The organism is Sphingomonas sp. Ant H11 (assembly GCF_000797515.1).
GTDB lineage: Bacteria > Pseudomonadota > Alphaproteobacteria > Sphingomonadales > Sphingomonadaceae > Sphingomonas.
Map to the genome: position 1 here is coordinate 16,243 of NZ_JSBN01000031.1, position 25,523 is coordinate 41,765.

A 25,523-nucleotide genomic window follows, 5' to 3' on the forward strand; every position below is an offset into this window, starting at 1 on the left:
TCCGGGCTTAAACCCGCGCGATCCCGTTGGAGATACCATGAAGTACGCTGCGATTGCCGTCCTGTCGGCCCTGCTCGCACTGCCGGGCACCGCCGCTGCCCAATTGGAGGGCGAGCCCTTTATCCATGATCCCTCGACGATCGCGCTGTCGGACGGGAAATATTATACGTTCGGCACAGGGCGCGGTGGCCTGGTGTCCGAAGACGGCTGGAGCTGGCATAGCGGTGGCGTTCGTCCCGGCGGCGGGGTCGCGCCCGACATCATCCACATCGGCGATCGCTACTATGTCGCCTATGCGGTCGGCGGCGGCGGCATGAACGGCGGCCATGCCAGCCAGATCAAGGTGATGTGGACGCACTCGCTTGACCCCGGCTCGCCCGCTTTCGGATATCATGATGTCGGCGTCGTTGCCGAGAGCAACGGCGTCGAAGACGCCGATGCGATCGATCCCGCCTTCCTCCTCGCCGACGGGCGGCTGTGGCTGAGCTACGGCACCTATTTCGGCTATATCCGCATGGTCGAGCTCGATCCCACAACGGGTGCCCGGCGCGCAGGCAACCAACCGGTCGATATCGCGATCGACATGGAAGCCACCGCACTGCTCTACCGCGATGGCTATTACTATCTGCTGGGAACGCACGGCACGTGCTGCGACGGGCCCAATTCTTCGTACAACATTCGCGTCGGGCGCTCGCGCTCGCCGACCGGCCCGTTCGTCGACCATATGGGCGTACCGCTGCTGAAAGGCGGTGGGAAACTGGTGGTCGCCGGGCGCGGGCGTCGCTACGGCCCCGGCCATTTCGGCCTGGTCGACCTTGGCGACGGACTCCAGAAGTTCTCGATGCACTATGAAGCCGATATGGATCGCAGCGGGCGTAGCGTGCTCGCGATCGAGCCCTTGTTGTGGAAGGATGGCTGGCCGGTCGGCGGCGAAAATCTTGCGGCCGGAACGTATGAGATCGAATCGCAGCGCAGCGGCGGCGCGCTGCAGCTTGCCGTTGACGACACCCGCATCGCGTTCGATGCGCGCCGCAGCTTCTTTGCTGCGCCGAATACGCCGGTCACCCCCATCGCGAACCAGACGCTTGGCGAAGATCAGGCGAACTGGCCAAGCGGGCCGATCAACGTCGACCTTGGCGATTATATGATCAGGCCGCACCAGCAATGGACAATCGCCCCAGTCGCCGGGGCAGGCGGCTATTTCGGTGCCCCGTATTACAGCATCCTCATCGCGGGTACCGGCCGCGCGCTGGCCGTGTCGGGCGAGACCGTCGCAACCGTGCCAACCTTTACCGGCGCACCCGAGCAATTGTGGCGGATCGACCAACTCACCGACGGCACCTACCGGATAACGCCGAAGGTGACGGGACAAGGCCCGTCGCGCGCGCTGGTTGCCGTGGGGGCCAGCACCCCCGCCCTTGCCCCGTTCGATCCCGCAAGCGCCGTCGGACGGTGGACCTTCAAGCGACCGTAGCGGAGACTCCCCATCTTCACGGAAGGACGTCCTACGATAGTCGCAGTTTCCGTCACGACCGGCTGCTGCTAGAGTTCGGCGCTGTGACGATCGAACATTCCCTCTCCCCGGCTGAAGATGCCGGAACCGCAACCGACAGCGAACTGCCAACGCGCTCTCCGCGCGGCAAAGGGCGGCGGCTGCGCGGCGCCATTGCCCACAAACTCGGCGTGGCCATCCTGTCTGGCAAATATGCCCCGGGCGAGACGCTTTCCAGCGAGACCGTCTTTGCCGAATCGCTCGACGTATCGCGCAGTGCTTATCGCGAAGGCATCCAGGCGCTGATTGCCAAGGGGCTGGTCGAAAGCCGACCAAAAGCGGGAACGCGCGTGCTCCCGCGCGACCGGTGGAATCTGCTCGACCCCGACGTGCTCGGCTGGGCCTTTGCCGGCGAACCCGATCCGCAATTGGTGCGCAGCCTGTTCGAACTGCGCTTGATCATCGAACCTGCCGCCGCCGGGATGGCCGCGACCAAGCGCGACCGCAGCGAACTCAAACGCATGAAGGAGGCACTTGCCGCGATGCGGCGGCATTCGCTCGCGACCGATCTGGGCCGTGCGGCCGACCGGCAGTTTCACGATACGATCCTGCGCGCCACCCGCAACGATGCGTTGGTGGTGCTCAGCGCCTCGATCGGCGCAGCGGTCAGTTGGACAACGCAGTTCAAGCAACGCCTGCGCGCGCTGCCGCGCAACCCGATCCCCGATCACGTGCTCGTTTATGACGCGATTGCCGCCGCCGACCCCGACGCCGCCAGCGCGGCGATGCGGCGGCTGGTCGAACTCGCGCTGGAAGATACCCAAAGCGCGATGGCGAGCTGATCGCGCCGGAGTCAGCGCGTCAGCGCCGCCTCGGACCAGCTCACCGGATCGGGAAAGCGCAGCGGCGTCGCGGTGCGCGCAACGAGTTCGATCAGCGTGACGCCACGCACGTCGACCGACAGCGGCGCGACTGCGTCGCCGAAGCGCATCGGTGCCGACTGGCCGAGCAGCTTGCCGTCGCCATAGACCGCGAAGCGCACCGGCTGGCTGCGATCGCGCGCCGAATCGTCGACCCCGACCAACGCCGAGAAGCGGGCGAACCCCGAATTGCGCACTTCGATCCGCGAATTGGCAAGCACACCGATCCCGGTGGTGAAGCGACGCCCGGCCACCTGCAGCGTCTCGCCATAAGGCGTGCCGTCAGCCTGCGCGCCACCCCAGCCGCCATAACGCGGGTGGTCGCCGTCGCCCCGAGTCCCGCGCCACGGCAAGATGCCACGGTGGATCAGCGGCTCATGCTCGGGGACGACGACGCCATCGACCGCAGGATTCACCCGGCCCGGCTGCTCCGAGAGATAGAGACCGCCGGGCAATTGCCGCGTGCCGTGCGCAGTGAAGACAAGCGTCTGATGCGGCGCGAGCGCGAGCTTGGTCTCGCCGCGGAAGTGCGTCGTGCCGCCATCCCACAGATCGTCGAGCGTAACGTCGCCATCGGCGGTGAATTTGAGATGGTCGGCAGTCAGCACCGCTTGCGCTGGCGACGCGGTGCGGTTGAAGATCGCCACCGCTTTGTCGCCGCTCGCCAGCGTTTTGACGAGGATCTGCACATCGTCGGTATCGAACGCCAGCACCGCCTGGTTGCCGGCGGGATCCTGGTCGAGCGCGATGATCCGCGAATTGCCCAGGATCGCCAGCATCGTCGGCGGTGCCTTGCGCAAGTCATAGCCGATGAACAGCGGCGCATTCACCATTGCCCAAAGTGTGAAATGCGTCCGCGCCTCGGCCGCATGCGCCGCATCGAAATCGCCGGTGCCGATGAACAGCATGTCGGGGTCGTTCCACGATCCCGGATGCGCATAGAGCGCGCGGCGCGACACGCTGTCGAAATTGTGCAGCATCCGCGACCAGCTTGGCGAAATGTCCTCGCTGGTGCGCGAGATGCTGCCGACATCCTTGCCCCAGGCGCGGACATCGGCCGAGCCCCACAGGCAGATCGAATAGAGGAAGTCGTTGTCGGGGTTATAGCGCTTTAGCGCGCGCCCGACCTCCTCATACAGCCCGCGCACCGCCGCAATGTCGCTGCGCCCGACCGATTCGACGTCGACCAGCGGCGCGAGCGCGCGATACTGGCCCGACTTCACGCGCGGATCGGTGGCGGGGAAAGCGCGGATGCCGCAGCCGTCGACCTTGATCAGGTCGAAGCCCCAGTCCTTGAAATAGAGCGCGATATCCTGGTCGACATGCCCGTACAGGGCGACCTCGCGCTCGGCGACGGTACCTTCGGGCATATTGGCCATGGTCGAGGTGAACGCCTGCCCGCAGGTATTGCGCCCGATGTCGGAATAAATGCCGGCCTTGAGCCCCATCGCATGGAGCCGGTCGGTAAAGGGCCGGAAGCTGGTGTCGCCGCCCGGCCCCGCCCCCTTGGCCGAGGGAAAGGTGGTGGTGCGGATGACCATCCGCCCGTCACTTTCCCGTCGCTTGAGCCACCAGCCGTCATCGATGTCGATATAGCGATAGCCCTTCGCCGCCAGCCCCGAATCGACGATGATCTGCGCCGAGGCGAGCACCTTGTCCTCGCTGACATCTTCGTAAAAGGCGTTCCAGCTGTTCCACCCCATTGGCGGCAATTGCCCCGCGCCCGCAGTATAAGCGCTCCACCGCCCGGCTGGGGCGAGATCGTCGGCCTGCGCCATCGCGGGCAAGCTGCAAGCCGTGGCCGCGAGCAGCGCCGCACAGACGCGCAATCGGCTGCGTCCGCCGCGCATCAGCGCGCCGCCTTGGTCACGAGGTTCTTGCCGAAGAAGGGCATCACATTTTCCTGAAAGCGCACCGCCACGTCGCTGACGTGCGTCCCGTGGTACAGTTCGAAGCTGTTGGCGATACCATAGCGGTCCAATGTCGCGTGAAGCTTGGCGGCGTCGTCCTTGAGGCCGTCCTGATCGCCGACATCGATCGCGATGGCGCGATACTGGCGCAAATTGCCGATATATTGGTCGACAAAGGCGAGCGGCGCGTTCGCCGCCCATTTTGCCAGCACCTCGGGCTGCACGACGCCGTTCTTGGTCGGCAAGTCGAGGTAAAAAGGCGGGTTTTTCGGATTGGGCGACCAGGCGGCGGCGGTCGCAAATTGCGCGCGCCCGAAGAAGGGCAGCGCGGTGGCTTCCTCGCGCGTATGAATGGCCTCCAGCGCGGCGGCCGCCTTGGGGTCGATCTGGCCGGGATCGCGCGCCGACAGGCAGCACGGGCTCATCATATAGATCGCGCCGAACATGTCGGGATGCCGCATCCCGATCCGCGCGGTGCCGTATCCCCCCATCGAATGCCCGGCGAGCCCGCGGCTGCGCCGGTCGGCGATCGTGCGATAATGCGCATCGACATAATGGATCAGGTCGCGCGCGATGAAGGTCTCGAAATCGCCGGTGGTGACCGAGCTGGAATACATCGATCCGTTATGCAGCGTCTTCGAATCGGGCAGCACCACGATCATCTCGGGCACGCCCTTGGCGAACGCGCCCTCGATCGTCTGCGGCACGTGAATTTCGTGGGTCCATTGCTCGGCACCGATCGAATAGCCGTGGAGCGCATACAGCACCGGGTAACGCCGCTTCGGGTTGGCGGCGTAGCTTGGCGGCAGCATCACCAGCACGTCGCGGTCCGCCGAATCGCCCTCGAGATTGCCGACGATGGTCGGCGCATGCACCTTGATCCGCTCGATCGTAACGGCCGGAGCACCGGCAACCGGCGGTGGGACGTGCGTCGGCACTTGTCCGATTGCCGGCATCCCCCCCATCAGCAAAGCGGCGGTTCCGATGCAGGCAACGCGTGAGGCACGCCATGCCGCCCGCAGCCGATGACGATTGCGCATATCACTCTCCCAAGCACTTATTGGATCGGTATCGCGTCTTCGCGACGTGTCGTCTTGTCCGTCTAAAGCAAGTCCGCGTCAATTCCTTGCAGCGCCTCCTCTAGGCCGGGGCCTACCCGCCGCGAAGCAAGCGCATCACCAACGCCCGGATCCGCCCATAATTGCCGCCACGCAGCGGCCCCAGGATACCATGCTGCTGTTCCGACAGGTGCCTGAGCGGATGGCCATCGGGGCGAAAAACATAGTGTTCAAAAAAACGCTCGCCACGCCGCGCGTTCGGGCGCGGGGCGCTCGGCGATTGCGATCATCGCGAGCAACATCGCGGTATGCGGAGCATCGGGACCGCTGGCGAAGCCATCCCACCAATAATTGACCAGAACATTGAAGGGTGCAGTCGCTTCGACCGAATGCCACCACAGCTTCGGCAGATACAGCGCGTCGCCGGGTTCCAGATCGACGGGAATCGCCCGTCCCCGGGCGTTGGCGAACGCCGGGTAGCGTGCGTCTTCCGGCGGCGCACTGGCGGCCAGGCTGACCGGTTGCCCGGCCAGCGTGTGATCGATCGGCCCGACATACAGATCGGCAATCGCATCGGGCGGATAAAGCGTGAAACGCCGTCGCCCCGCCACGACACAGGCGAGGTTGTCGAACGTATCATAGTGGCAAGCGACCGACGACGCGGTCCCAAGCCAGATCCGCGGCCGACGTCGGGCGACAGGATCGAGAGCGTATTTTCGGCAGAAAAGCCCGGAAGATAGTCATCTGTGGGCAGCGAACCGACATAGATTGACGGTTGCGAGGGAGACTGTGCTGCGTCCGCGATCCGCCCAAGCGCCTCACCGAACCGCACGCTTTCGCGCGAGAAGGTAAACCCGGCCAGTCCGTCGGCATAATCGTATCGTCCACCCGTTCCCGGATCGCCGACAAACATCTCCGCCGCCCGGTCGACCGCGAATCGTGCCAGATAGGCGACGAGCGCCGCCTGCGATTGCGCTTGCGCGGCATAAGCCGGCCACTGGCGACATACGCCGCGCAAGACGACCGGTTCGCACGGCTCGGCAATGTCGCGGAGGAACCGGTCGCGATCCAATGTCGTGCCGTCGACGGTTCGCAAGCAGGGCGAGTCGAGCGATGTCATCCGGCAACAAGACGATCGTTGCGCAGGCGGGCGAGGCGCGAAAGATGCTGCTGTGATCCAAGGACGCTTTGCGCGAGCGCCAGGTCGCCTTGCCGGAACAGTCCGATCACCGCAACGTCGTCGAGCTCGGCCAGGGCATCGCGACTGATCGTGTAGAGGCCTTCCAGCACGAGTCGTTCGCCATCGTCGAAGCTGAATGACAGGTCGATCGGCTCGACCAGTTTGAGCGCGAGCAAACGCTTGAGGAACTGCTCGGTCCGCGGCAACCCCGCGTGCAACTGACTCAAGGCGCTCTGGACACGGCGCAGCGCCGCGGCGGGCAGGCCCTCTTCTTCAAACACCCTTTGCCCACCCGTTCCCGCAAAGCGGGGTTGCGCCGGATCGATCGCGATATGATCGCCGGAAATATAGAAACCCTGCCGCACCAGATCGAGGAGCCCTTCGACCGCCGCGCCATCACCCGTTCCGGAAAAAATGTTTTCGCCCGGCTTCAGGCCCAGCAGTGCTCCTGCATAAAATGCCCCGGTTTCAGGATGTTTGGTAAAAAGGATCGGAAATCGGGCAGCGACCGACTCGAACTCTTCGACCACGATCTGCACGAAGTGCCGGTCGGCGGACAGCGGCGGACCAAGCCGCAGCGCCGCGTGATTATCGGTATTTAAGACCTCCAGCGTCGCCATCGGCGTCCTCTCCTAAGCTATCGCGCCGCTGCTCACGGTCGTCCTGCTGGCATAAGCGGCGCACCACGCTCCGGCCAAGAGCCTTGATCGTTTTTTCGCATTACACCGACAAATACCATTGCGCAGCGTCTCTGGTAGCGATAACAATGCTCCCAGCGCAATAGGTCGGACGATACCGACTGGGGCGCGAGAAGCTTGTCCCAGGGCCCACGGCCTGGGGCAGACGTCTGAATAATAATGATAGTTTAAGAGGGAGGGGATTGTGACGTACTTCACCGCACGCCGGAATAGCGCAGCATCGGGCTCACGCAGGCGCAAATTTATTCTGATTGGCGCTCCGAGCTTGCTCGCGCTTGCTTTGGCAGATCCGGCCGCCGCACAAACCAGCGACGCGCAGACTATCCATACCGCGCAGGCCGTAACGCCGCAGGATGGGGCTGCTACCGCCGACACCGGCAAACCTTCTACCCCCGACGACATCGGGCAGGACATCATCGTCACGGGTCTGCGCGGATCGCTCCAGCGCAACCTGGACATCAAGCGTTCGGCGACAGGCGTTGTCGACGCCATCTCGTCCGAAGACATCGGCAAATTTCCCGACTCGAACGTCGCAGCCTCGCTCCAGCGCTTGCCCGGCGTGTCGATCCAGCGCTCCGGTGCCCGCGGCGAAGCAACCGGCATCACGGTTCGCGGCTTTGGCGGCGACTTCAACACCACGCTGTACGACGGTCGCCGCATCTCGACCGCGACCGGTGGCCGCCAGATCGATTTCTCCACCGTCGGTTCCGATTTCATCGGTCGCCTGAGCGTCCTCAAGACGCCCGACGTGGCGCTGACCTCAAGCTCGATCGGCGCGACCGTCAATGTCGAATTCCCCAAGCCGTTCGATCATCCGGGCCTCCGCCTGGCGACCAGCATTGCAGGCTCGGTGCAGGATCGCTCGGGCAAGATCGTTCCGACCGGCGGCGTGCTGCTTAGCGACACCTTCGCCAATGGCACGCTCGGCGTGCTCGCCGACTTCATCTACACGCGCCGCGATACCAACACCAACCGCGTCGGCGTCAATGGCTGGGAGGGCGGCTATTACGCGCCGTGCCAGCTGAAGGGCACCACTGCGACCAGTTGCTCGCCAACCAGCGACTCCAAGAGCGCCGCCTATGCCGACGCACGCAACCGCCAGACGGTGGTCGGCTGGTTCCCCCAGCAATATGTTTACGAGCAGGATCGTACCAAGGACGAACGCTATGACGGGCGCATCGCGCTGCAATGGCATCCGTCGGACGATGTGATGGTCACGATCGACGACAATTTCTCGCGGCAGAAGGTCGTCACCGACATTTACGGTTTCGGCGTGTGGTTCAACCAGGGCGCGCTGCGCAACGTCGAGCTCGACAAGAACGGGCAGGCCATCAATTTCACGCAGACCGGCTCGCCGACCGACTTCACCTCGGCAATCAACACCGAAGTGCTGCAGACCAATGCGATCGGCGGCAACGTCAAATGGGACGCGAACGAGCACCTCACGCTCGAGGGCGATCTCAACTACGCGCAGAGCTGGCGTAATCCGGACGGCAATATCGGCAGCCAGAACGGCGATATCGGCTATGGCGGTGCGCTCGGCACGACGACCGGGCTGCAAATTCTCGGCAACAGCAGCAACGCCATTCCGGTGCTGACGGCTTTTGGGCCCAACGGTACCGCTGCGGATTTCGCCAATCCCGCGCTGATCGGTTCGCATGTCACCGTGAACCAAACCCAGCGCAACACCGATACCCTGAAGCAGGCGCGCTTTAATGCGACCTGGCATCAGGACAATCTGACCATCAAGGCTGGCGGACAGTATATCGAGGACCGCTTCCAGCTCAGCAACCAGAGCACCTTCACCAACAACTTCTGGCAGGCCTATGCCGGCTACGGCACGCCTTCCGCGCAGGGTGGTGGCATCGCGCCGCTGCCAAGCAGCCTGTATCAGGGCACGATCTCGACCAACAACTTCATCCCCGGCTTCAAGGGCTCGTTGCCGCCGTCGTTGATCATGTTCAACCCGATCGCCTATCAGAATTATCTGACCAGCCTCGGCAATCCTCAGACGAAAAACATCCCCGGCTATAACTATTCGGGCGTTACCGGCTTTACCGGAACCTTTGACGAGGCGGTCGATCCCGGCAGCATCCAGGATATTCGGGAAAAGACCTGGTCGCTCTACATGAGCGTCAATTTCACCACCGACATCGGCAATATGCCGTTCCACTTCAACGCGGGCGTGCGGAACGAGAACACCCATCTGACATCGGTCGGCCAGGGCCGCCTGCCGTTGGTGCTCAGCACCAGCAGCGCCGATCCGACGCTGCTGACAGTGTCGAGCTATACCCCGGTTCAGGCGGTTTCGAGCAAGAGCAGCTATTCGTTCCTCCTGCCGACGCTCGACGCCCGGCTCGAAGTCACCGACCGGCTGCAATTGCGCTTCGATGCGTCGCGCACGCTGACGCGCCCGGCGCTCAACCTGCTGTCGCCGGTGCTCAACGTCGGCAGCGGCCAGCGCGTCAACGCGCTGACGGCAAGCGGCGGCAACCCCAACCTCAAGCCGTATCTGTCGGACAATTTCGACGTCGCGGCCGAATGGTATTACAAGCGCAACTCCTACGTTTCGGTCGATTTCTTCGTGAAGAACGTCAGCAACTTCATCGTTGGCGGTGTGACGCGGCAGGCCATTAACGGCGTGATCGATCCGACCACCGGGCAGCCCGCCAACTTTGCGGTCACGCAACAGGTCAACGGGCCTGACGCGACGGTGCGCGGGGTCGAGGTTGCATGGCAACAGGTGTTCGGCGAATCTGGCTTCGGCTTCACCGCCAACGCCACCTTTGTCGATACCAACAAGCCGTATGACCCAACCAACATCTCGCAGACCGGTTTTGCCGTGACCGGCCTGGCCAACTCGGCGAACTTCGTCGGCTTCTACGACAAGCACGGCTTCCAGTTCCGGGCGGCGCTCAACTGGCGCGACAAATATCTGCTCCAGTTTGGCCAGAACCAGAATACCGGACAATTCGGGGCCGAGCCGACCTTCGTCAATTCGAGCCTCCAGCTCGATCTGTCGTCGAGCTATGACATCAACAAACACTTCAGCGTGTTTGGCGAAGTGCAGAACGTCAACAACAACCAGCAAAGCACCCACGGCCGCTTCGACAACCAGTTGCTCGATGTGTTCGATTATGGTCGGCGCTATCTGGCTGGCGCGCGCTTCCGCTTCTAGTCTCTGCCACCTCGGGGGTGCCGTATCGGCACCCCCTCATTTTTGGTAGTCGGGAGCGATGCAGAGCGTCAAAAACATCGTCATCGTCGGCGGCGGGACGGCTGGGTGGCTGACGGCCGGCATCATCGCCGCGCGGCATCGCGGCCGGATGTCGGAAGGCTTTTCGGTAACGCTGATCGAATCCCCCGGAACGCCGATCATCGGGGTTGGCGAGGGCACCTGGCCGACGCTGCGCACGACGCTTTCCAAAATCGGTGTGTCGGAAAGCGATTTCTTCCGCGAATGCAACGCATCGTTCAAACAAGGCGCGCGCTTCGCCCGCTGGACAACCGGCGAGCCCGATGAAGGCTATTATCATCCGCTGATGCTGCCGCAGAGTTTCTCGCGGGTTAATCTTGCGACGCATTGGCTGGCCGACGGCCATGGCCAAAGCTTCTGCGACATGGTCTCGCCGCAAGGGCGGCTGTGCGATGACGGGCTTGCCCCCAAGACGATCGCCACCCCCGAATATGAGGCGCTCGCCAACTACGCCTATCATCTCGATGCCGGGAAATTCGCGGGCTTCCTCCAGCGGCACTGCTGCGAAACGCTCGGCGTTCGCCACATACTCGCCGACGTCCAGCATGCGACGCAGGCCGAAAATGGCGACATCCTCACCGTCGTCACCGAACAGGCAGGCGAGATCGCGGGCGATCTGTTCATCGACTGCACTGGCTTTGCGGCGCTGCTGATCGGCAAGACGCTCGGCGTGCCGTTCAAGAGTTGCAGCGACACCTTGTTTTGCGACACGGCGCTGGCGGTGCAAATCCCGCATGAGGATCCGGACGGACCAATCGCCTCGCACACGATTTCGACCGCGCAATCGTCAGGCTGGATCTGGGACATCGGCCTGCCGACGCGGCGCGGCGTCGGACATGTCTATTCGAGCAGCCACATTTCCGACGATGCCGCCGAGCAGGAATTGCGAGCCTATCTCGGCCCGCGCGGCCGCGATCTGGCGGTGCGCAAACTGGCGATCCGGGCCGGGCACCGCGAAACCTTCTGGAAGAACAATTGCGTGGCGATCGGCCTGGCCGCCGGTTTCCTCGAACCGCTCGAAGCATCGGCGATCGTGCTGATCGAACTCTCCGCCAAGCTGGTGGCCGAACAGATGCCGGTGTGCCGCGAAGTGATGGACATCCTCGCCGCGCGCTTCAACGCGACGACGCTGTACCGCTGGGGCCGGATCATCGATTTCCTGAAGCTGCATTATGTGCTGACCAAGCGCACCGACAGCGATTTCTGGCGCGACAATGTCCGGCCCGAAACGGTCCCGGACCGGCTACGCGATCTGCTGACCCTGTGGAAATACCAGCCGCCATGGTTCCACGACGAATTTGACCGTGTCGAGGAAGTCTTCCCCGCGGCAAGCTATCAATATGTGCTCTATGGCATGAACTTCCACACCGAAGTGTCGCGCGACGCGATCGCGGGCGAAACCCGGCTCGCGGCGCAGGCACGGCGCGAAGCCGCGACCCAGACCGAGCGTCTGCGCGCGGGCTTGCCGCGGCACCGCGATCTGATCCGCAAGATCGTCGAGCATGGGTTACCGACGATCTGATCCTCCGACGACTCCTTCCCTCCCCCGGATTTGAGGTACATTATGGCATCGACCCTTTCTTTCGCATCGCGCGCGCTCCTGCTGGTGAGCGCCAGCGTCGCAACCATTGCGTCGCAAGCGCAGGACGTGCCCGCATCGCCAACCCGCTTGCCGCCGCAGCCCGGCGTGGCGCGCGCCGAGGCGGACCGCCTTGCGGCAACACTGGTTGCGCAAATGACGACCGAGGAGAAGCTGCCGCAGCTGCTCAACGTCGCACCCGCCATCCCACGGCTGAAGATTCCGGCGTATAACTGGTGGACGGAATCGCTCCACGGCGCGCTCGGGCCGATTCCGACCACCAACTTCCCCGAGCCGATCGGCCTAGCGGCGAGCTTCGATGCCCCACTGGTGCATCAGGTCGCGGGCGCGATCAGCACCGAGGTGCGCGCGCTCCACACCCAAGGGCGGCAGACCGGCAAGCTGGGCCGGATCGGCACCGGGCTCGATACGTGGTCGCCCAACATCAACATCTTCCGCGATCCGCGCTGGGGCCGGGGCCAGGAGACCTATGGCGAGGATCCCTATCTCGCCGCACGCATGGGCGTTGCCTTCGTAACAGGCATGCAGGGGCCCAACCCGGATCTGCCGCAGGTCATCTCCACGCCCAAGCATTTCGCGGTCCATAGTGGCCCCGAATCGACCCGCCACGCCGCCAACGTCTATGTCTCGCCGCACGATCTGGAGGATACCTATCTCCCCGCGTTCCGCGCGGCGATCGTCGAGGGGCGCGCCGGTTCGATCATGTGCGCCTACAACCGCATCGACGGCCAGCCCGCTTGCGCGAACGATCTGCTGCTTAAGGATCACCTGCGCGGTGCCTGGGGCTTTACCGGCTATGTCGTGTCGGATTGTGACGCGGTGAAAGACATTGCCGACAATCACAAATATGCCCCCGACCAGGCGACCGCCGTCGCTGCAGCGATGAAGGCGGGCGTCGACAATGAATGCAACACCCAGACGATCGGCGATATCGGCGGCCTGCCCGACCGGTTCGGCGAGGCGTTGAAGCGCAATCTGATTTCGCAAGGCGATATCGATCGCACCTTGGTCCGGCTGTTCTCCGCGCGCCTCCGCAATGGCGATTTGCCAGGCGTCGCGGGCGCACCGGCGGTGGTTCCGGTAAGCGCCATCCTCACCCCCGATCATATTGCGCTCGCGCTGGAAGCGGCCGAAAAGAGCCTGGTGCTGCTCAAGAATGACGGCGTGCTGCCGCTGCGTCCCGGCGCGCGGATCGCCGTGCTTGGGCCCCTCGGCGATGCGACGCGCGTGCTGCGCGGCAATTATTCCTCTACGCAATCCGCGCCGCCCGTATCGGTGGTCGACGGTCTGCGCCAAGCCGCCGGAGCAAGCGCGGTGACGCTGGTGCCGTTCGGGGAATCGATCACCGATGGCGATCGCGTGCCGCCGTCGGCGCTGATTGGGCCAGACGGCAAGCCCGGGCTGCTCGCACGCTATTTCAACCCGGTCACCCCGCCCAGCCTCCCCTTCAAGCCAGGGACCGACCACACCATCCTTGCCGCGCTCACCTATCAGGACCGCCCGATCGTGACGCGGCGCGAGGTCGATGTTGCCGCGCGCGCCTTCGATCTGCCCAGGGTGAACGATTATCACCGCACCGAATGGACCGGGTTTCTGGTCGCGCCCGAGACAGGCAGCTACCGCCTTGGCCTTGGCGGCAGCGGGCTGCTGGAAATTGACGGGCACACCTTCCTTGATGTCGGCGGCGAGCATCACAGCCCGCTGCCGACGCTCAAGACGGTGACGCTGCAAAAGGGCCAGCGCTATCGCTTGCGGCTGGTCTCGACCGCGCGCGGCTTCGGAAATACCGATCTGGTGTGGAAGCGGATCTCGCCCCAGCCCGAGCCCGATCTCGCCGCCGCCGCTGCCAAGGCCGACGTGCTCGTCGCGGTGGTCGGGCTGACGTCCGACATGGAGGCCGAGGAAACCGGCACCGACATTCCGGGCTTCAAGGGCGGCGACAAGACCTCGCTCGACCTGCCCGCCGAGCAGCAAGCGATGCTGGAACGCGCGAAGGCGACCGGCAAGCCGCTGATCGTGGTCGCGATGAACGGCAGCCCGATCAACCTTGCCTGGGCCAAGGACAATGCCGCCGCGATCGTCGAGGCCTGGTATCCCGGCCAGTCGGGCGGGCTTGCCGTCGCCAACGTGCTGACCGGCAAGACCAATCCCGCCGGTCGCCTGCCGCTGACCTTCTACCGCAGCGTTGCCGACCTGCCGCCGTTCGACGATTATGCGATGGCGGGGCGCACCTATCGCTATTTCACCGGCACGCCCGTTTACCCGTTTGGCTACGGCCTGAGCTTCACGCGCTTCGCCTACACGCCGCTGACGGTGACACCCGCCAGCGGCGGTGCCGAGAGCGGGCTGCGCGTGACGACCGAGGTCAGCAACGCCGGTGAGCGCGCGGGCGACGAGGTGGTGCAGCTCTACCTCAACTTCCCCGATCAACCCGGCACCCCGCGCGTGGCACTGCGCGGCTATCAGCGTGTCACGCTCAAGCCGGGCGAGCATCGCGTCATCAGCTTCGACCTGTCGCCCCGCGACTTGAGCGCAGTGGCGATCGACGGAACGCGCCAAGTGATGGCCGGCCAATACCGCGTCAGCGTGGGATCGGGCCAGCCCGACACCGGCGTGCCGACCAGCACCGCCAGCTTCACCACCAGCCGCGCGGTCCGGCTGCCGCTCTGACGAATAGGCGACTTCTCCCTCCCTGAAAGGGAGGGGAGGAAGCCGGGCTATTTTCAAAGAAACCCCGAGCTCCAAAGGCGGTCCGCACCCGCAGCGCAGGACCGCCCTCGCGGCCTCACTGCAAATCGAGCACCACGACCGACATAGGCGGCAGCGTCGTGCTGAGCGTGCCACCGCTCACATGCGCGCCGGTGAAGGCGACCGGCTTCACCACATCGGGCTGCTCAAAGCTGTTATGCGCGTCCATCGTCGCGCCGGTGACGATCCGCCCCGAAACGCTGCCAGCCGTGACCCCGGCCAGCGCAATCGACAGCGGGATCGCGCGGTTGGGATCGAGATTGACCAACGCGACATGCACTTGCCCGGCTGTGTCACGCACCGCCGACGCACTGATCGCGGGAAGTGCCGTCGCATCCTTGTGATACCAGGGCGACTTCACGTCGATCGGCAACACGGTCGCATCCTGCCAGGGCTTGTACAGATCGAATACCCAATAGGTCGCGTCTTGACCATCTTCGCGCCGTCGGTGAGCAGCATCGCCTGCAGCACGTTCACCATCTGCGCGATCGCCGCCATCTTCACGCGGTCGGCATGATGCGCGAAGATGTTGAGGTTGAGCCCCGCGACGACCGCGTCGCGCACACTGTTCTGCTGCACGAGGAAGCCCGGGTTGCTGCCGGGAGCGGGATCGTACCAGGTGCCCCATTCGTCGACCACCAGCCACACCTTCTTGGCCGGATCGTATTTGTCCATGATCGCCGAATGCTTGGTGACGAACTCGTCCATCTGCAGCGAGTGCGCCATCGTGCTGGCCCATTCGCTTTCGGGAAAGCCGAGGGCCGCGCCCTTGTCCTTCCATTCCTGATCGCGCGGGCGCGTATAGTAATGCAGCGAAAGACCATCGATGTTCTTGCCCGACAGCCGCATCAGCGTGTCGGTCCACTCATAATTCGCGTCGCTTGGACCGCTGGCGATCTTGAGCATCTTGCCGGTGCCCGACTTGGCAAAAAGGGCGTAGCGATTGGTCAGGTCCGCAGCATATTCGGCGCGCATATTGCCACCGCAGCCCCACAGCTCATTGCCGATGCCGATATAGGGGACCTTGAACGGTGCCGCATGACCGTCCGCCGCGCGTTCCTTGGCCAGCGTCGATCCGTTCGGCGAGGTCATATACTCGACCCATTGCGCGGTTTCGCTCGGTGGCGCGCTGCCGACATTGGCGGAGACATAGGCCTCCGCCCCCAACCGCTCGACAAAGCCCATATATTCGATCGTGCCGAAGGCATTGTCTTCGTTGACGCCCCCCCAGTTGGTGTTGATCTTGACCGGACGCTTGCCGCGCGGACCAACCCCGTCACGCCAGTGATATTCGTCGGCAAAGCAGCCGCCGGGCCAGCGTACCACCGGCACCTTGATCGCGCGCAGCGCCTCCAGCACGTCGCGGCGATAACCGTGATCGTTGGGAATCGACGACCTCTCACCGACCCAGATCCCGCCATAGATGCCGTGGCCGAGATGCTCGGCGAACTGGCCGAACACTTGCCGGTTCATCACCGGTCCCGGTTGATCGCCGTGAAGCGTGGCGGTCGCGGTATTGGCGGGGTCGACATTTTCCTGGGCAAAGCCCGCGCCAGGCACCGTGGCGACAAGGGCAAGGCCGAGCAAAAGATGGGCGCGACGGATCATGGCAATAGTCCTTTGACGCAGAGCGTGGGGGAAGTCGGTCGGAGCACGACGCGGATCCGGAAAGGCGAGAGTTTCGGCGCGGCCCGATGCCGCGCGGGACATGCAGATCATATGCAACATTCCCCCCTCACACCCGCAAAGAGCGCTACCGAGCCCTTGCGCTTTCCGTTATATTGTCTGAGTATAAGCAGAGAGCCAGTGCGTCAACGGCGCGGAACGCGCAATCGTCAGGCGGTTCGAAGGAGAGGGTATTTCATGCTTCGCACCTTTGCTGTGGGGACGAGCGCGTTCGCGCTGGCCTTGGGGACCCTCGTCGGTCCCGCCTGTGCCGCGCCTACCGTGGGCGGACTGCTGTCCGACCATAGCGTCGTCCAGCGTAACCAGCCGATCGTGGTGACCGGCGAAGCGATCGCGGGAGAGCCCGTTACCGTCGTGCTGGCCGGACAATCGGCCCAAGCCCGCGCGGCCCGCGACGGTCGTTTTTCGCGTCACGCTGCCGCCCTTGCCCGCCGGCGGCCCGTATGACGTGCTCGTAATGGCACCAAGCGGCACGACGGCGCTGCACGATGTGCTGATCGGCGATGTCTATCTGTGTTCGGGCCAAAGCAACATGGAGCTCCCCGTCGAGCGCGCACAGAATGCGATGGGCGCGATCATGGGGGGTGCCGACGATCAGCTCCGCCTCGTGACCGTGGCCAAGCGAACATCGACGACCGCGCGTGACCGTTTTGCGCAACAGCCCAGCTGGAGCGCCGCCGACGCAAAGACGACCGGCAGCTTTTCGGCGGCTTGCTTCTACATGGTGCAGGCATTGCGCAAGGTCGCCAAGGTGCCGATCGGCGCGATCCATTCGAGTTGGGGTGGATCGCAAATCGCCGCATGGATGGGCGAAGACGCACAGCGCGCCGCGGGCCGTGGCGCGCAAGCCGACCTGCTCGCACTCTACGCCCGGGATCCTGCCGCCGCCGAGCGCACGGCGAGCGCCGCCTGGGAAAGTTGGTGGCGCGACAAGACCGGCGACACGCGTGGTCACGAACCGTGGCAGCCCGACGCGGCGCTCGACTGGCAGCCCGTACCAAAGATCGCCTTTTACGAAGACTGGGGCGTGCCAGCACTGCAGACCTATCTCGGCATGCTGTGGTATCAGAAGACCATAACGCTGACGCCCGAACAGGCACGCCAGATGGCCACCATCGCCATCGGCGCGATCGACGATGCCGACCGCACCTGGATCAACGGAAAACCTGTCGGCGGGCGCGGCGGCTGGGACGCGCGTATGTATTCCGTCCCCGCCGGTACGTTCGTCGCCGGCCGCAACGTTATCACCGTCAACGTGGAAAACGCCTATGCGACGGGGGGCATGCCCGGCCCGGCGGACGCCATGAAACTGACCTTCGCCGACGGCAGCATTGTGCCGATTGCCGATGGCTGGCGTTATGCGATCGCCAAACGCGTCCTCGGCACCTCGCCGCGCGTGCCATGGGACGAGATCACCGGTGCCGGAACGATCTACAATGCGATGATTGCGCCGCTCGGCCAAACCGCGCTGGCGGGCGTGGCCTGGTATCAAGGCGAATCCGACACGGACATTCCCGGCTATGCCGACCGGCTGAAGGCGATGATGTCCGAATGGCGGCGTCAAGTGGCGCAACCGCACTTGCCGTTCGCAATCGTTTCGCTCGCCGGTTTCGGCACGCCGTCGATCGCGCCTGGCGAAAGCGGCTGGGCGCGAGTCCGCGACGACCAGCGCAAAGTGGCCCAAGACGACGGTCATGCGGCGGTCGCGGTAACGCTCGACCTTGGCGATCCCCTCGACATCCATCCGGGCGAGAAGCACGAAGTCGGGCAAAGATTGGCTCGAGCGATGGGCGCACTCGTCTATGGACAGACGATGTCGGCATCGGGGCCGCAGCCCTTAGAAGCCACACAGGACACGGCTGGCAACGTGACCGTGACGTTCGCAGGCGTGACCGGTGCGTTGCACACGCGCAGCACGAACCAGGCCATCGGATTCGAGCTGTGCGGGCCCGAGGTCGGCTCCTGTCGCTACGCCCGCGCGACCGTTACGGGGAACCATGCCACGCTCTTCGCGGACAATCGCCCGGTTACGCGCGTGCGCTATGCCTGGGCGGATTTTCCGGTCGTCAATGTGGTCGACGACGCCCAACTCCCGGCCGGGCCGTTCGAGCTGCGCATTCCTTGATCGGGCGTTGACCGGGTACGGTAGCCCGAACGATCGTCGCATCGCGGGGAGATCGCAGCCCCCCGCCGACAATGAGCAAGCCGTACCGCCCCTTTTTCAAGGCGAGCAGGTGTCGCGCCACGCTGCCGCCATCCCGAGCTACAGCCGCACGGCATTCAATCGCAGCGCGTTGGTCACGACGGTGAAGGACGACAGTGCCATCGCCGCGCCAGCCAGCATCGGCGACAACAGGATGCCCGCGACCGGGTAGAGCACGCCCGCCGCGACCGGTACGCCGATGCCGTTGAACAGGAACGAGAACAGCAAGTTTTGCCGAATGTTGCGCATCGTCGCCTTTGCCAGCCGCCGCGCCCGGACCATCGCGGCCAGATCGCCCTTGGTCAGCGTCATACCGGCGCTCTCGATCGCTACGTCGGTGCCGGTGCCCATCGCCACGCCGACATCGGCCGCAGCCAGGGCGGGGGCGTCGTTGATGCCGTCGCCCGCCATCGCCACGATCGCGCCCTTTGCCCTCAGCTCGCCGACGATGCGCGCTTTGTCCGCGGGTTTCAGCCCGGCATGAACCTCATCGATTCCGCCGATCGCGACGGCCACTGCGTTCGCGGTAGCAGCGACATCGCCCGTGAGCATCACGATCCTCAACCCCTCGGCGCGTAGCGCGGCGACCGCAGCGCGCGCGGATCGCTTGATCGGATCCGCGACCACCAGCAGCCCCGCAAGTTGCCCGTCAATCGCAACGAACATGACCCCGGCCCCTTCGCTGCGATAGCGATCCGCCGCATCGGCGAGTGGGGCGGTGTCGGCACCCGCCAGGGTCATTTGTTCCGCGTTGCCGACGAGCACACTACGGCTGGCCACGCTGCCGCTCACGCCGCGCCCGGTCTGAGAATCGAACGCGTCGACGGGTTCGATCGAGAGTCTCTCGTGCTTGGCGGCGGACACCACGGCCCGCGCCAGCGGATGCTCGGACCGGGCCTCGACCGCCGCCGCCGCCGAGAGCACCGTCGTGCGCTCGAAACCCCCGGCGGTCTCCACCGCGGTCAGGATTGGACGCCCCTCGGTCAACGTGCCGGTCTTGTCGATTACCAGCGTGTCGACGCGTTCCATGCGTTGCAGCGCCTCGGCATCCTTGATCAGCACGCCAGCGGCCGCCCCGCGCCCGGTGCCGACCATGATCGACATCGGCGTCGCCAGCCCCAGCGCGCAAGGACAGGCGATGATCAGCACCGCGATCGCGTTGAGCAGCGCTTGGCCGAAGCGCGGCTCCGGCCCGGTCAGGTTCCATACCACGAAGGTCGCGACCGCGATCGCCACCACCAGCGGAACGAACCAGCCAGATACGCGATCCGCGACCGCCTGGATCGGCGCACGGCTGCGCTGCGCCTCGGCCACCATCTTCACGATCCGCGCGAGGACCGTGTCCGATCCCACCGCCCGCGTTTCGATGACGAGCGATCCGGTGCCGTTGACGGTGCCGCCGGTTACAACCGCCCCATCGGCTTTCAGCACGGAAGCAGGCTCACCGGTCAGCATCGATTCATCGACGGAGGACCGTCCATCGACCACCACCCCGTCCACCGGCACCGCTTCTCCCGGTCGAACGCGCAATCGATCGCCGGCTTTGACCAGCGCGAGGTCGACGTCCTCTTCCGTTCCGTCGGCGGCGATCCGCCGCGCCGTCTTGGGGGCCAGATTGAGCAGCGCGCGGATTGCCCGCCCCGTCGCCGCGCGCGCGCGCAATTCGAGCACCTGCCCCAGCAACACGAGCGTGACGACGACGCCCGCCGCTTCATAATAGACCGGCACCGCCCCGTGCATGCGAGAGGTCGCAGGGACGATGCCCGGCGCGACGGTCACCACCAAGCTGTAGAAGAACGCCGCCCCCCACCCCGAGCGCGACGAGGGTGAACATGTTGAGATGACGCGTTACCACCGACGTCCAGGCCCGCACAAAGAACGGCCAGCCCGCCCACAACACGATCGGTGCGGTCAGCCCGAGCTGGATCCAGGGCGACCAGGCCGGCGGCACGAAGTGCAGGCCCAGCATCTCGGCGAGCATCGATATCGCCAGCAACGGCACGCTGAGGACACCTGCCACCCATGTGCGCCGTGTGAAATCTATAAGCTCGGGGTTCGCTACGTCGTCCAGCGAAGGCTGTTCGGGCTCGAGCGCCATGCCGCAGATCGGGCAGGTGCCTGGCCCATCCCGATGGATTTGCGGGTGCATCGGGCACGTCCACATTGAGACAAGCGATGGCGATACCGCCGGGGGGGCATCGGACGAGAGATATTTCCCCGGGTCATCCACGAATTTCGTGCGACAGCCCGCCGAACAGAACGCATACCGCCGCCCTGCATGATCGGCGTGATGCGGCACCGTATCCGGATCGACGGACATCCCGCAGACCGGATCTTTGGCGCTTCGTGTATCGGAGGCGTGGACCATGTGGTCCGGGTGATCCGCCATATTGCTCCTTCCCGCGAGCGCTAACGGCGCGCTCCGTTCGGCGACCGCACCGTAGAAAGTAGGGTCGCAGAATATCGCCGCAAGGACGTTCTTAGGCGGCCCGAACGTGCCTGCGCGCACGCGCCTGTTCGTTGATTATCTCGCAGATCATTATGGCGAGCAGAAATCAGCCGTCTTGGCTGCAGGCATACGTCGCGTCGAGAAGGCCGTTCGATGCCTTCGGTTACGGCTTCGCACCGGGAGCCTGCAATGCGTCGGCCGATTTCTTTTCAAGGCTCGCCAAGGTGTCCGGAACGAGCCGTTCGGAGAAGCCCGCCAAAAAACGACCAGACCAGAAGTTTGGCAAACTCCACCGTTGGCGACAGTTCGGACGCCGCACGAAGATCTTCGGGCTTAACCTTGGCGAGGCCCTTGGTAACGGGGCCGGCCAAGTGCAACGTCCAGATCGTCTGCTCTGTCACCATGCCGGAGCTCAGAGCCGGGAAGAGGTTTCCGCCGACAAATTTTCCGCAGATGAAGAAGTAGAAGAAAATCGCCCCGGTCATTCCGCAGAGCAGGCGGAGACAAAGCATGCGGGAAACGTAAGTCTGAATGACCGTGTCGAAGGTCAGCGCGGCGCTGTCTGTCTGAAATTTCATGGCACGGCTAAAGAATGCGCCAAGCGCGCCGGCGCACGCGACCGCCAGCAGCACGAAGATGGTCTCGTTGATCACCGCGCCTCCTTCCAAAAGAGCTTTCTTCGGTAGGCTGAGCCACGTGAAGAAGAGCCATAGAAAGGGAACCAGAATCGTGATCGCGGCAATGATAATGCCGTAGCGCAGCAAGGTGGATGCGGCCTCGGCTCGCAGTCGGCGGATGAAACGCCCGCCGATGAAGCCGGACTGCAGCTCGTACAGAAGCGCACCGTAGATATCCCGCTTGTCATCCAGACCGAGCAATCCGAATGCGGACCGGTTTGGATAGGTACTGAGCGAGGGAAGCGCTCGCGTGGCCGCCAATGTCAGCAGGATCGAGTATTGCGATCTCAGTTGGACATCGGTGAGGACAGCGCCGAGCAGACTTTCCGCCTCGTTGATCCGGGACCAGTCGGCCTCGTTGAGATTCCCGCTGCTATCGTAGAAGATCTTGTCCAGCTCTGCTGCGATGATGGGGTCCGCCGGCGAAGCCGTGTCCGCCTTGCGGATTCGCCAGAGGATCTCGGCCTGCTTCCATTCATGAACCCTCACCTCGGTGGGCGGTTGTACTGGCGGCACCGGTTTCGCCGCAGCAAACCATGTCGATGGATCCAAAAGCCTCATGCGCCCCGTCCCCCTTTCCTTGCTCTGCCCGTGCCAGTCCGCCTCTCGCCTATCGTGACAGCGTCCAGAAGCCGGACTCGTGCTTTGTGTCGCCGACCCTGTCTATTGGCTGCGCTGGCAGGTCAGCGGTATTCTCCGACGACCAAGAACCGAGATCATCGCATCTTGGCTGGCACCGGCCATGTCGCCATGCAGGTCCTCGATCGACGTGATGTGGACCATTCCCGACAAACGCGGCATGATACCAATCCTTCCAGTCCTGCGTCACTGGCGTGCGCGACAAATGCCCCCAAGGGTTTTACGATTTTTACAGCGATCTATTCTTTTCCGCGAGAGTATTTTTGTCAACAGCATCAATAAACTCTTAAAGTCGATCCGATCTTGCTCTGGGCGTAATTGTCGCAAAGCCTTTCATTGATGCTACCAGCCTCGAGACCGCTCCTGGAGAACATCCCCAACGCCGCGCGCCACCGACGGGCGGGAGGTCACATCCCCGAACGCAGGGCCAGGTCTGCGGGTCGGCAAGCGCCTCCTCACAAATGCTTCCGGAACGTTACTTGCACGGTTCGGCCAAGCGGGTTGAGTTGGTAGCGATCGTAACCGGCTGGCACGGTTCCGTCGGCGAGCGTTACGCGTTGGAACCGATCGAACATGTTTTGGACGTTGATCGAAAGCCGTGTGTTTGCTGCCCAACCCCGGTCGAAACGCGCGCCGAAAAGCGTCGCTGGCTCGAGAAACAGATCCAGATCGAGCTGGGCCAGCGCAGCATACGCATTGTCGCCCCTCCCAGCGGCAATGGCCAAATTGCGGATACGGACGCCGCTTTGCCAGCGACCGTTTAGCGTCACTCCCATACCACGCTTACCCGCCACCGCCTGCGCCGACAGCAAATGGCGCGGCTGTCCGCCATCCCCCCCAAGCCGATCCAGGGCGGGAAGGTCCGCACGGATCGTCAACCGACTTTCCAATTGCCAATGATGGATGAGTGCCACCGAAAACCGCCAGTTTCCTGCGCGTATTTGCCGCTCCTGGGCGGGGGCGACCGCGCGCCCGAGGTTCCAGAGCAGCGTAAATCCTGCGGTCAATTGTGCCTTATCGTCCTGCTCGATCGCGATCGGGCGCGCATCGATCTCGATCAGCTGCCCGGCTCCGTTTCGCATGACCCTATCCGGGAACGCCGCCTCGACAGCCGGCGTCAACTGCGGAAAGCCCGTCGCGCCGCCACGCGCGATTTGCCGTTGATAGCCTAGATTGATCGTCAGTCCCTGCCCGCCCAGGGGTCGCCACGCCCCTTTCAGGACAAAATTCGTCCTCGACCCGCGGCGCAAATTTGGATTGCCGCCGCTGAGCCAGATCGGCGCGGCGACCTCCTGCCGAACAGGGTCATAGAGGCGAACCACCGTCCGAGTTTGCGGAGCATTTAGCTGGGCTACGTCTGGCGCGTCCTCTGCGATACTATAGTCGCCAAACACCTGGACCGTGGCGGCGGGCGACCAGCTGAGCGCGTTGTCGAGCTGGCGTTGCACCGTACTGCCGAGGATGCCAGCCATCCCAGCCGTGACCGTGGCCGACAGCTCACCCAATACGGCACCGGGACCTTCGCGCCGCCGGGTCAGCGGCACGGTGAAACCGGCCTGGGCGTTAATTTCCGTACGACGCAGGCCGGGCAGCGACGCATTCGCGGTGTCGCGGGCATCGCTGCCCACCGCAACGTGGCTGCCCCCGGTCGCGAGGTTCACCGTCAGCGGTCCGGCCGGGAGCGTCGCCACCGCTTTGTCCACGATCACTTTTACGTCAAGACCGCGCGTTTGCGACTGCACCCGGTCCGTGGTGATAAGCGTCGCGCGCGGCAGCGCGACATAGGGATTGAAGGTTGAATCATGTGCATCGATGCGCGCTTGCACAGCGGTAAGATCTCCGCTTCGATCGAAGCGGCTGTCGCTCCAGCTTTGGGTGTAGTTTGCGACCAGGTTCACATTCCAGCCCGCGACAGAGCCTGCAAGCGTGCTCGATACGCCGAACGTGGCGGTATCCTGGCGCGCGGTAGATATGACGCCCGACAAAGCCGGTATCAGCAGGACATCGCGCGCGAACGGCGACCACGGGCTGCCCGCTGGCAGGTGAAGCGCCTGGGCGGGATATCCAAGCTGCTGAATACTGCCGATGACCGCGAAATTTGTGTTCAAGGATAAGGAAAACCCGCCGAGCGGACGGGTAACCCCCAGATTGATCCCCAGTGTCCGACCGCCGGGAAGCAACGCATCAACATCGTCGGGATTGTCATACCGCACATTGGAAGCGGCGGCGGCCGCAAGCGCTGCCAGGTTGGGCGAGTGCCCCGACGCCATCGCGGGAATGTCGACGACGGCAACAGTGCGGCCGACGATCCGACTTAACGCCGGATCGATTTCTCCTCCATCCGGCGCGGCGAAATGCGCCGCCAGATCAACCAAAGCCGCAGGCGAGGTTAAAGGTCGGGCACTCTTGCGAAGGGCGCTGTCGCGGGACAGCTGAAGCTGCGCGTTCCAGTAGGTCGCCCCGTCGATCACGACGCGGCTCACCGAACCGTTTTCGCTGTCGCGCCCACCCGCCGTTGCAAGCGTCACGCCGGTGGAGCCGTCCCAGCTGGCGAATTTCGGCTTCAAGACCAGATTGACCACGCGCTGATCGGCCGGATAGCCATATCGTGACGCCGCCCCCGGCGGCAAAATCGCCAGCCGCGCGAGCGCCTCGGGCGGGAATCCGGTGACGCCCGCTGCCGCGCCGATCCGTTTTCCATTGACCAGCAGCACAGGTGCCCTGCCGCTTCCATCGATCAATGGGGCAATGACGCCTAGCAACTCCGCGATCGTATCCGCGCCATATGCTGCGATGTCGTCCGCGCCCAGCTCGGTTTCCGGTGGTACAACCGCGTCACCGCGCCGCGCCGTAACGATGATGTCGTCTCTATCGTCCGTCCGAGGAGCCCGGTCCGCCGCGTTCACCGGGGCCGGCAGTGGCCCCGCTACAGGGCTGGCAGTCGGCGTTGAGACTTGCGCCGCCGCTGCCGCAGAGCATCCGCCTAAGATCGCGCCGACTGCCCAAA

At 64.4% G+C, this 25,523-nt stretch carries 13 protein-coding genes and 3 pseudogenes; 7 read left to right on the forward strand and 9 right to left on the reverse strand.

The window, feature by feature from the left end; translation table 11 throughout:
- The first annotated feature begins 37 nt into the window (after positions 1-37).
- Positions 38-1,474, forward strand: a complete 1,437-nt coding sequence (locus NW75_RS07300; RefSeq protein ID WP_033964501.1) for a family 43 glycosylhydrolase — start codon at positions 38-40, stop codon at positions 1,472-1,474.
- 143 nt (positions 1,475-1,617) lie between these two features.
- The gene (locus NW75_RS07305; RefSeq protein WP_052192290.1) at positions 1,618-2,334 is read left to right on the forward strand and encodes a FadR/GntR family transcriptional regulator; all 717 of its coding nucleotides are present in this window, start codon (positions 1,618-1,620) and stop codon (positions 2,332-2,334) included.
- An 11-nt stretch (positions 2,335-2,345) separates the two neighbouring features.
- Here NW75_RS07305 and NW75_RS07310 read toward each other — a convergent pair whose 3' ends face one another.
- The 4 genes and pseudogenes from NW75_RS07310 to NW75_RS07325 all read right to left on the reverse strand — a co-directional run bounded on the left by NW75_RS07310 (position 2,346) and on the right by NW75_RS07325 (position 7,180).
- Entirely contained in the window at positions 2,346-4,262 is a 1,917-nt protein-coding gene (locus NW75_RS07310) for an NPCBM/NEW2 domain-containing protein (RefSeq protein ID WP_052192284.1), read from the reverse strand.
- On the reverse strand, positions 4,262-5,362 hold the full coding sequence (locus tag NW75_RS07315) for an alpha/beta hydrolase (RefSeq protein WP_033964503.1): 1,101 nt from the start codon (positions 5,360-5,362) through the stop codon (positions 4,262-4,264). The genes NW75_RS07310 and NW75_RS07315 overlap by 1 nt, the downstream gene beginning before the upstream one ends.
- A gap of 112 nt (positions 5,363-5,474) precedes the next feature.
- Positions 5,475-6,500, reverse strand: a pseudogene (locus tag NW75_RS07320) (cupin-like domain-containing protein).
- Complete coding sequence (locus NW75_RS07325) at positions 6,497-7,180, reverse strand: SapC family protein (protein WP_033964504.1); 684 nt, start codon at positions 7,178-7,180, stop codon at positions 6,497-6,499. The pseudogene NW75_RS07320 and the gene NW75_RS07325 overlap by 4 nt, the downstream one beginning before the upstream one ends.
- A gap of 259 nt (positions 7,181-7,439) precedes the next feature.
- On the opposite strand from NW75_RS07325, the gene NW75_RS07330 reads away from it, so the two are divergent.
- The 3 genes from NW75_RS07330 to NW75_RS07340 are packed head-to-tail and all read left to right on the forward strand — an operon-like array spanning position 7,440 to position 14,784.
- Complete coding sequence (locus NW75_RS07330; protein ID WP_405053019.1) at positions 7,440-10,436, forward strand: TonB-dependent receptor; 2,997 nt, start codon at positions 7,440-7,442, stop codon at positions 10,434-10,436.
- A gap of 58 nt (positions 10,437-10,494) precedes the next feature.
- A complete protein-coding gene (locus tag NW75_RS07335) occupies positions 10,495-12,036 on the forward strand; it encodes a tryptophan halogenase family protein (protein WP_033964506.1) in 1,542 nt (513 codons plus the stop codon).
- 42 nt (positions 12,037-12,078) lie between these two features.
- Complete coding sequence (locus NW75_RS07340) at positions 12,079-14,784, forward strand: glycoside hydrolase family 3 C-terminal domain-containing protein (RefSeq protein ID WP_033964507.1); 2,706 nt, start codon at positions 12,079-12,081, stop codon at positions 14,782-14,784.
- 115 nt (positions 14,785-14,899) lie between these two features.
- On the opposite strand, the pseudogene NW75_RS07345 reads toward NW75_RS07340, so the two are convergent.
- A pseudogene (locus tag NW75_RS07345) lies at positions 14,900-16,470 on the reverse strand (alpha-N-arabinofuranosidase).
- Positions 16,471-16,725: 255 nt separating this feature from the next.
- Between NW75_RS07345 and NW75_RS26110 the strand changes: the two are divergent.
- Together NW75_RS26110 and NW75_RS07350 are read left to right on the forward strand one after the other, a co-directional pair.
- Positions 16,726-16,995 (forward strand): hypothetical protein, encoded by a 270-nt coding sequence (locus tag NW75_RS26110; RefSeq protein WP_231565032.1) that lies wholly within the window; start codon positions 16,726-16,728, stop codon positions 16,993-16,995.
- On the forward strand, positions 16,973-18,673 hold the full coding sequence (locus NW75_RS07350; protein WP_231565033.1) for a sialate O-acetylesterase: 1,701 nt from the start codon (positions 16,973-16,975) through the stop codon (positions 18,671-18,673). Before NW75_RS26110 ends, NW75_RS07350 begins: the two co-directional genes overlap by 23 nt.
- Positions 18,674-18,811: 138 nt before the next feature.
- On the opposite strand, the pseudogene NW75_RS07355 reads toward NW75_RS07350, so the two are convergent.
- From NW75_RS07355 to NW75_RS07365, 4 genes and pseudogenes are all read right to left on the reverse strand, one after another.
- Positions 18,812-21,071, reverse strand: a pseudogene (locus NW75_RS07355) (heavy metal translocating P-type ATPase).
- Positions 21,072-21,409: 338 nt separating this feature from the next.
- A complete protein-coding gene (locus tag NW75_RS24345; RefSeq protein ID WP_156142988.1) occupies positions 21,410-22,438 on the reverse strand; it encodes a hypothetical protein in 1,029 nt (342 codons plus the stop codon).
- A gap of 102 nt (positions 22,439-22,540) precedes the next feature.
- Complete coding sequence (locus NW75_RS24350) at positions 22,541-22,678, reverse strand: hypothetical protein (protein ID WP_156142989.1); 138 nt, start codon at positions 22,676-22,678, stop codon at positions 22,541-22,543.
- A 293-nt stretch (positions 22,679-22,971) separates the two neighbouring features.
- Positions 22,972-25,422, reverse strand: coding sequence for a TonB-dependent receptor (locus tag NW75_RS07365; RefSeq protein ID WP_137903051.1), 2,451 nt, complete (start codon positions 25,420-25,422; stop codon positions 22,972-22,974).
- Positions 25,423-25,523 lie beyond the last annotated feature (101 nt).

What these genes read in the sequence shown, in the direction of transcription:
- NW75_RS07335 (WP_033964506.1), top strand. Translation starts at nt 10,495, where the DNA reads ATGCAGAGCGTCAAAAACATCGTCATCGTCGGCGGCGGGACGGCTGGG.
- NW75_RS07300 (WP_033964501.1), top strand. Translation starts at nt 38, where the DNA reads ATGAAGTACGCTGCGATTGCCGTCCTGTCGGCCCTGCTCGCACTGCCG.
- NW75_RS24345 (WP_156142988.1), bottom strand. Translation starts at nt 22,438, where the DNA reads ATGAGGCTTTTGGATCCATCGACATGGTTTGCTGCGGCGAAACCGGTG.
- NW75_RS24350 (WP_156142989.1), bottom strand. Translation starts at nt 22,678, where the DNA reads ATGCCGCGTTTGTCGGGAATGGTCCACATCACGTCGATCGAGGACCTG.
- NW75_RS07315 (WP_033964503.1), bottom strand. Translation starts at nt 5,362, where the DNA reads ATGCGCAATCGTCATCGGCTGCGGGCGGCATGGCGTGCCTCACGCGTT.
- NW75_RS26110 (WP_231565032.1), top strand. Translation starts at nt 16,726, where the DNA reads ATGCTTCGCACCTTTGCTGTGGGGACGAGCGCGTTCGCGCTGGCCTTG.
- NW75_RS07310 (WP_052192284.1), bottom strand. Translation starts at nt 4,262, where the DNA reads ATGCGCGGCGGACGCAGCCGATTGCGCGTCTGTGCGGCGCTGCTCGCG.
- NW75_RS07340 (WP_033964507.1), top strand. Translation starts at nt 12,079, where the DNA reads ATGGCATCGACCCTTTCTTTCGCATCGCGCGCGCTCCTGCTGGTGAGC.
- NW75_RS07325 (WP_033964504.1), bottom strand. Translation starts at nt 7,180, where the DNA reads ATGGCGACGCTGGAGGTCTTAAATACCGATAATCACGCGGCGCTGCGG.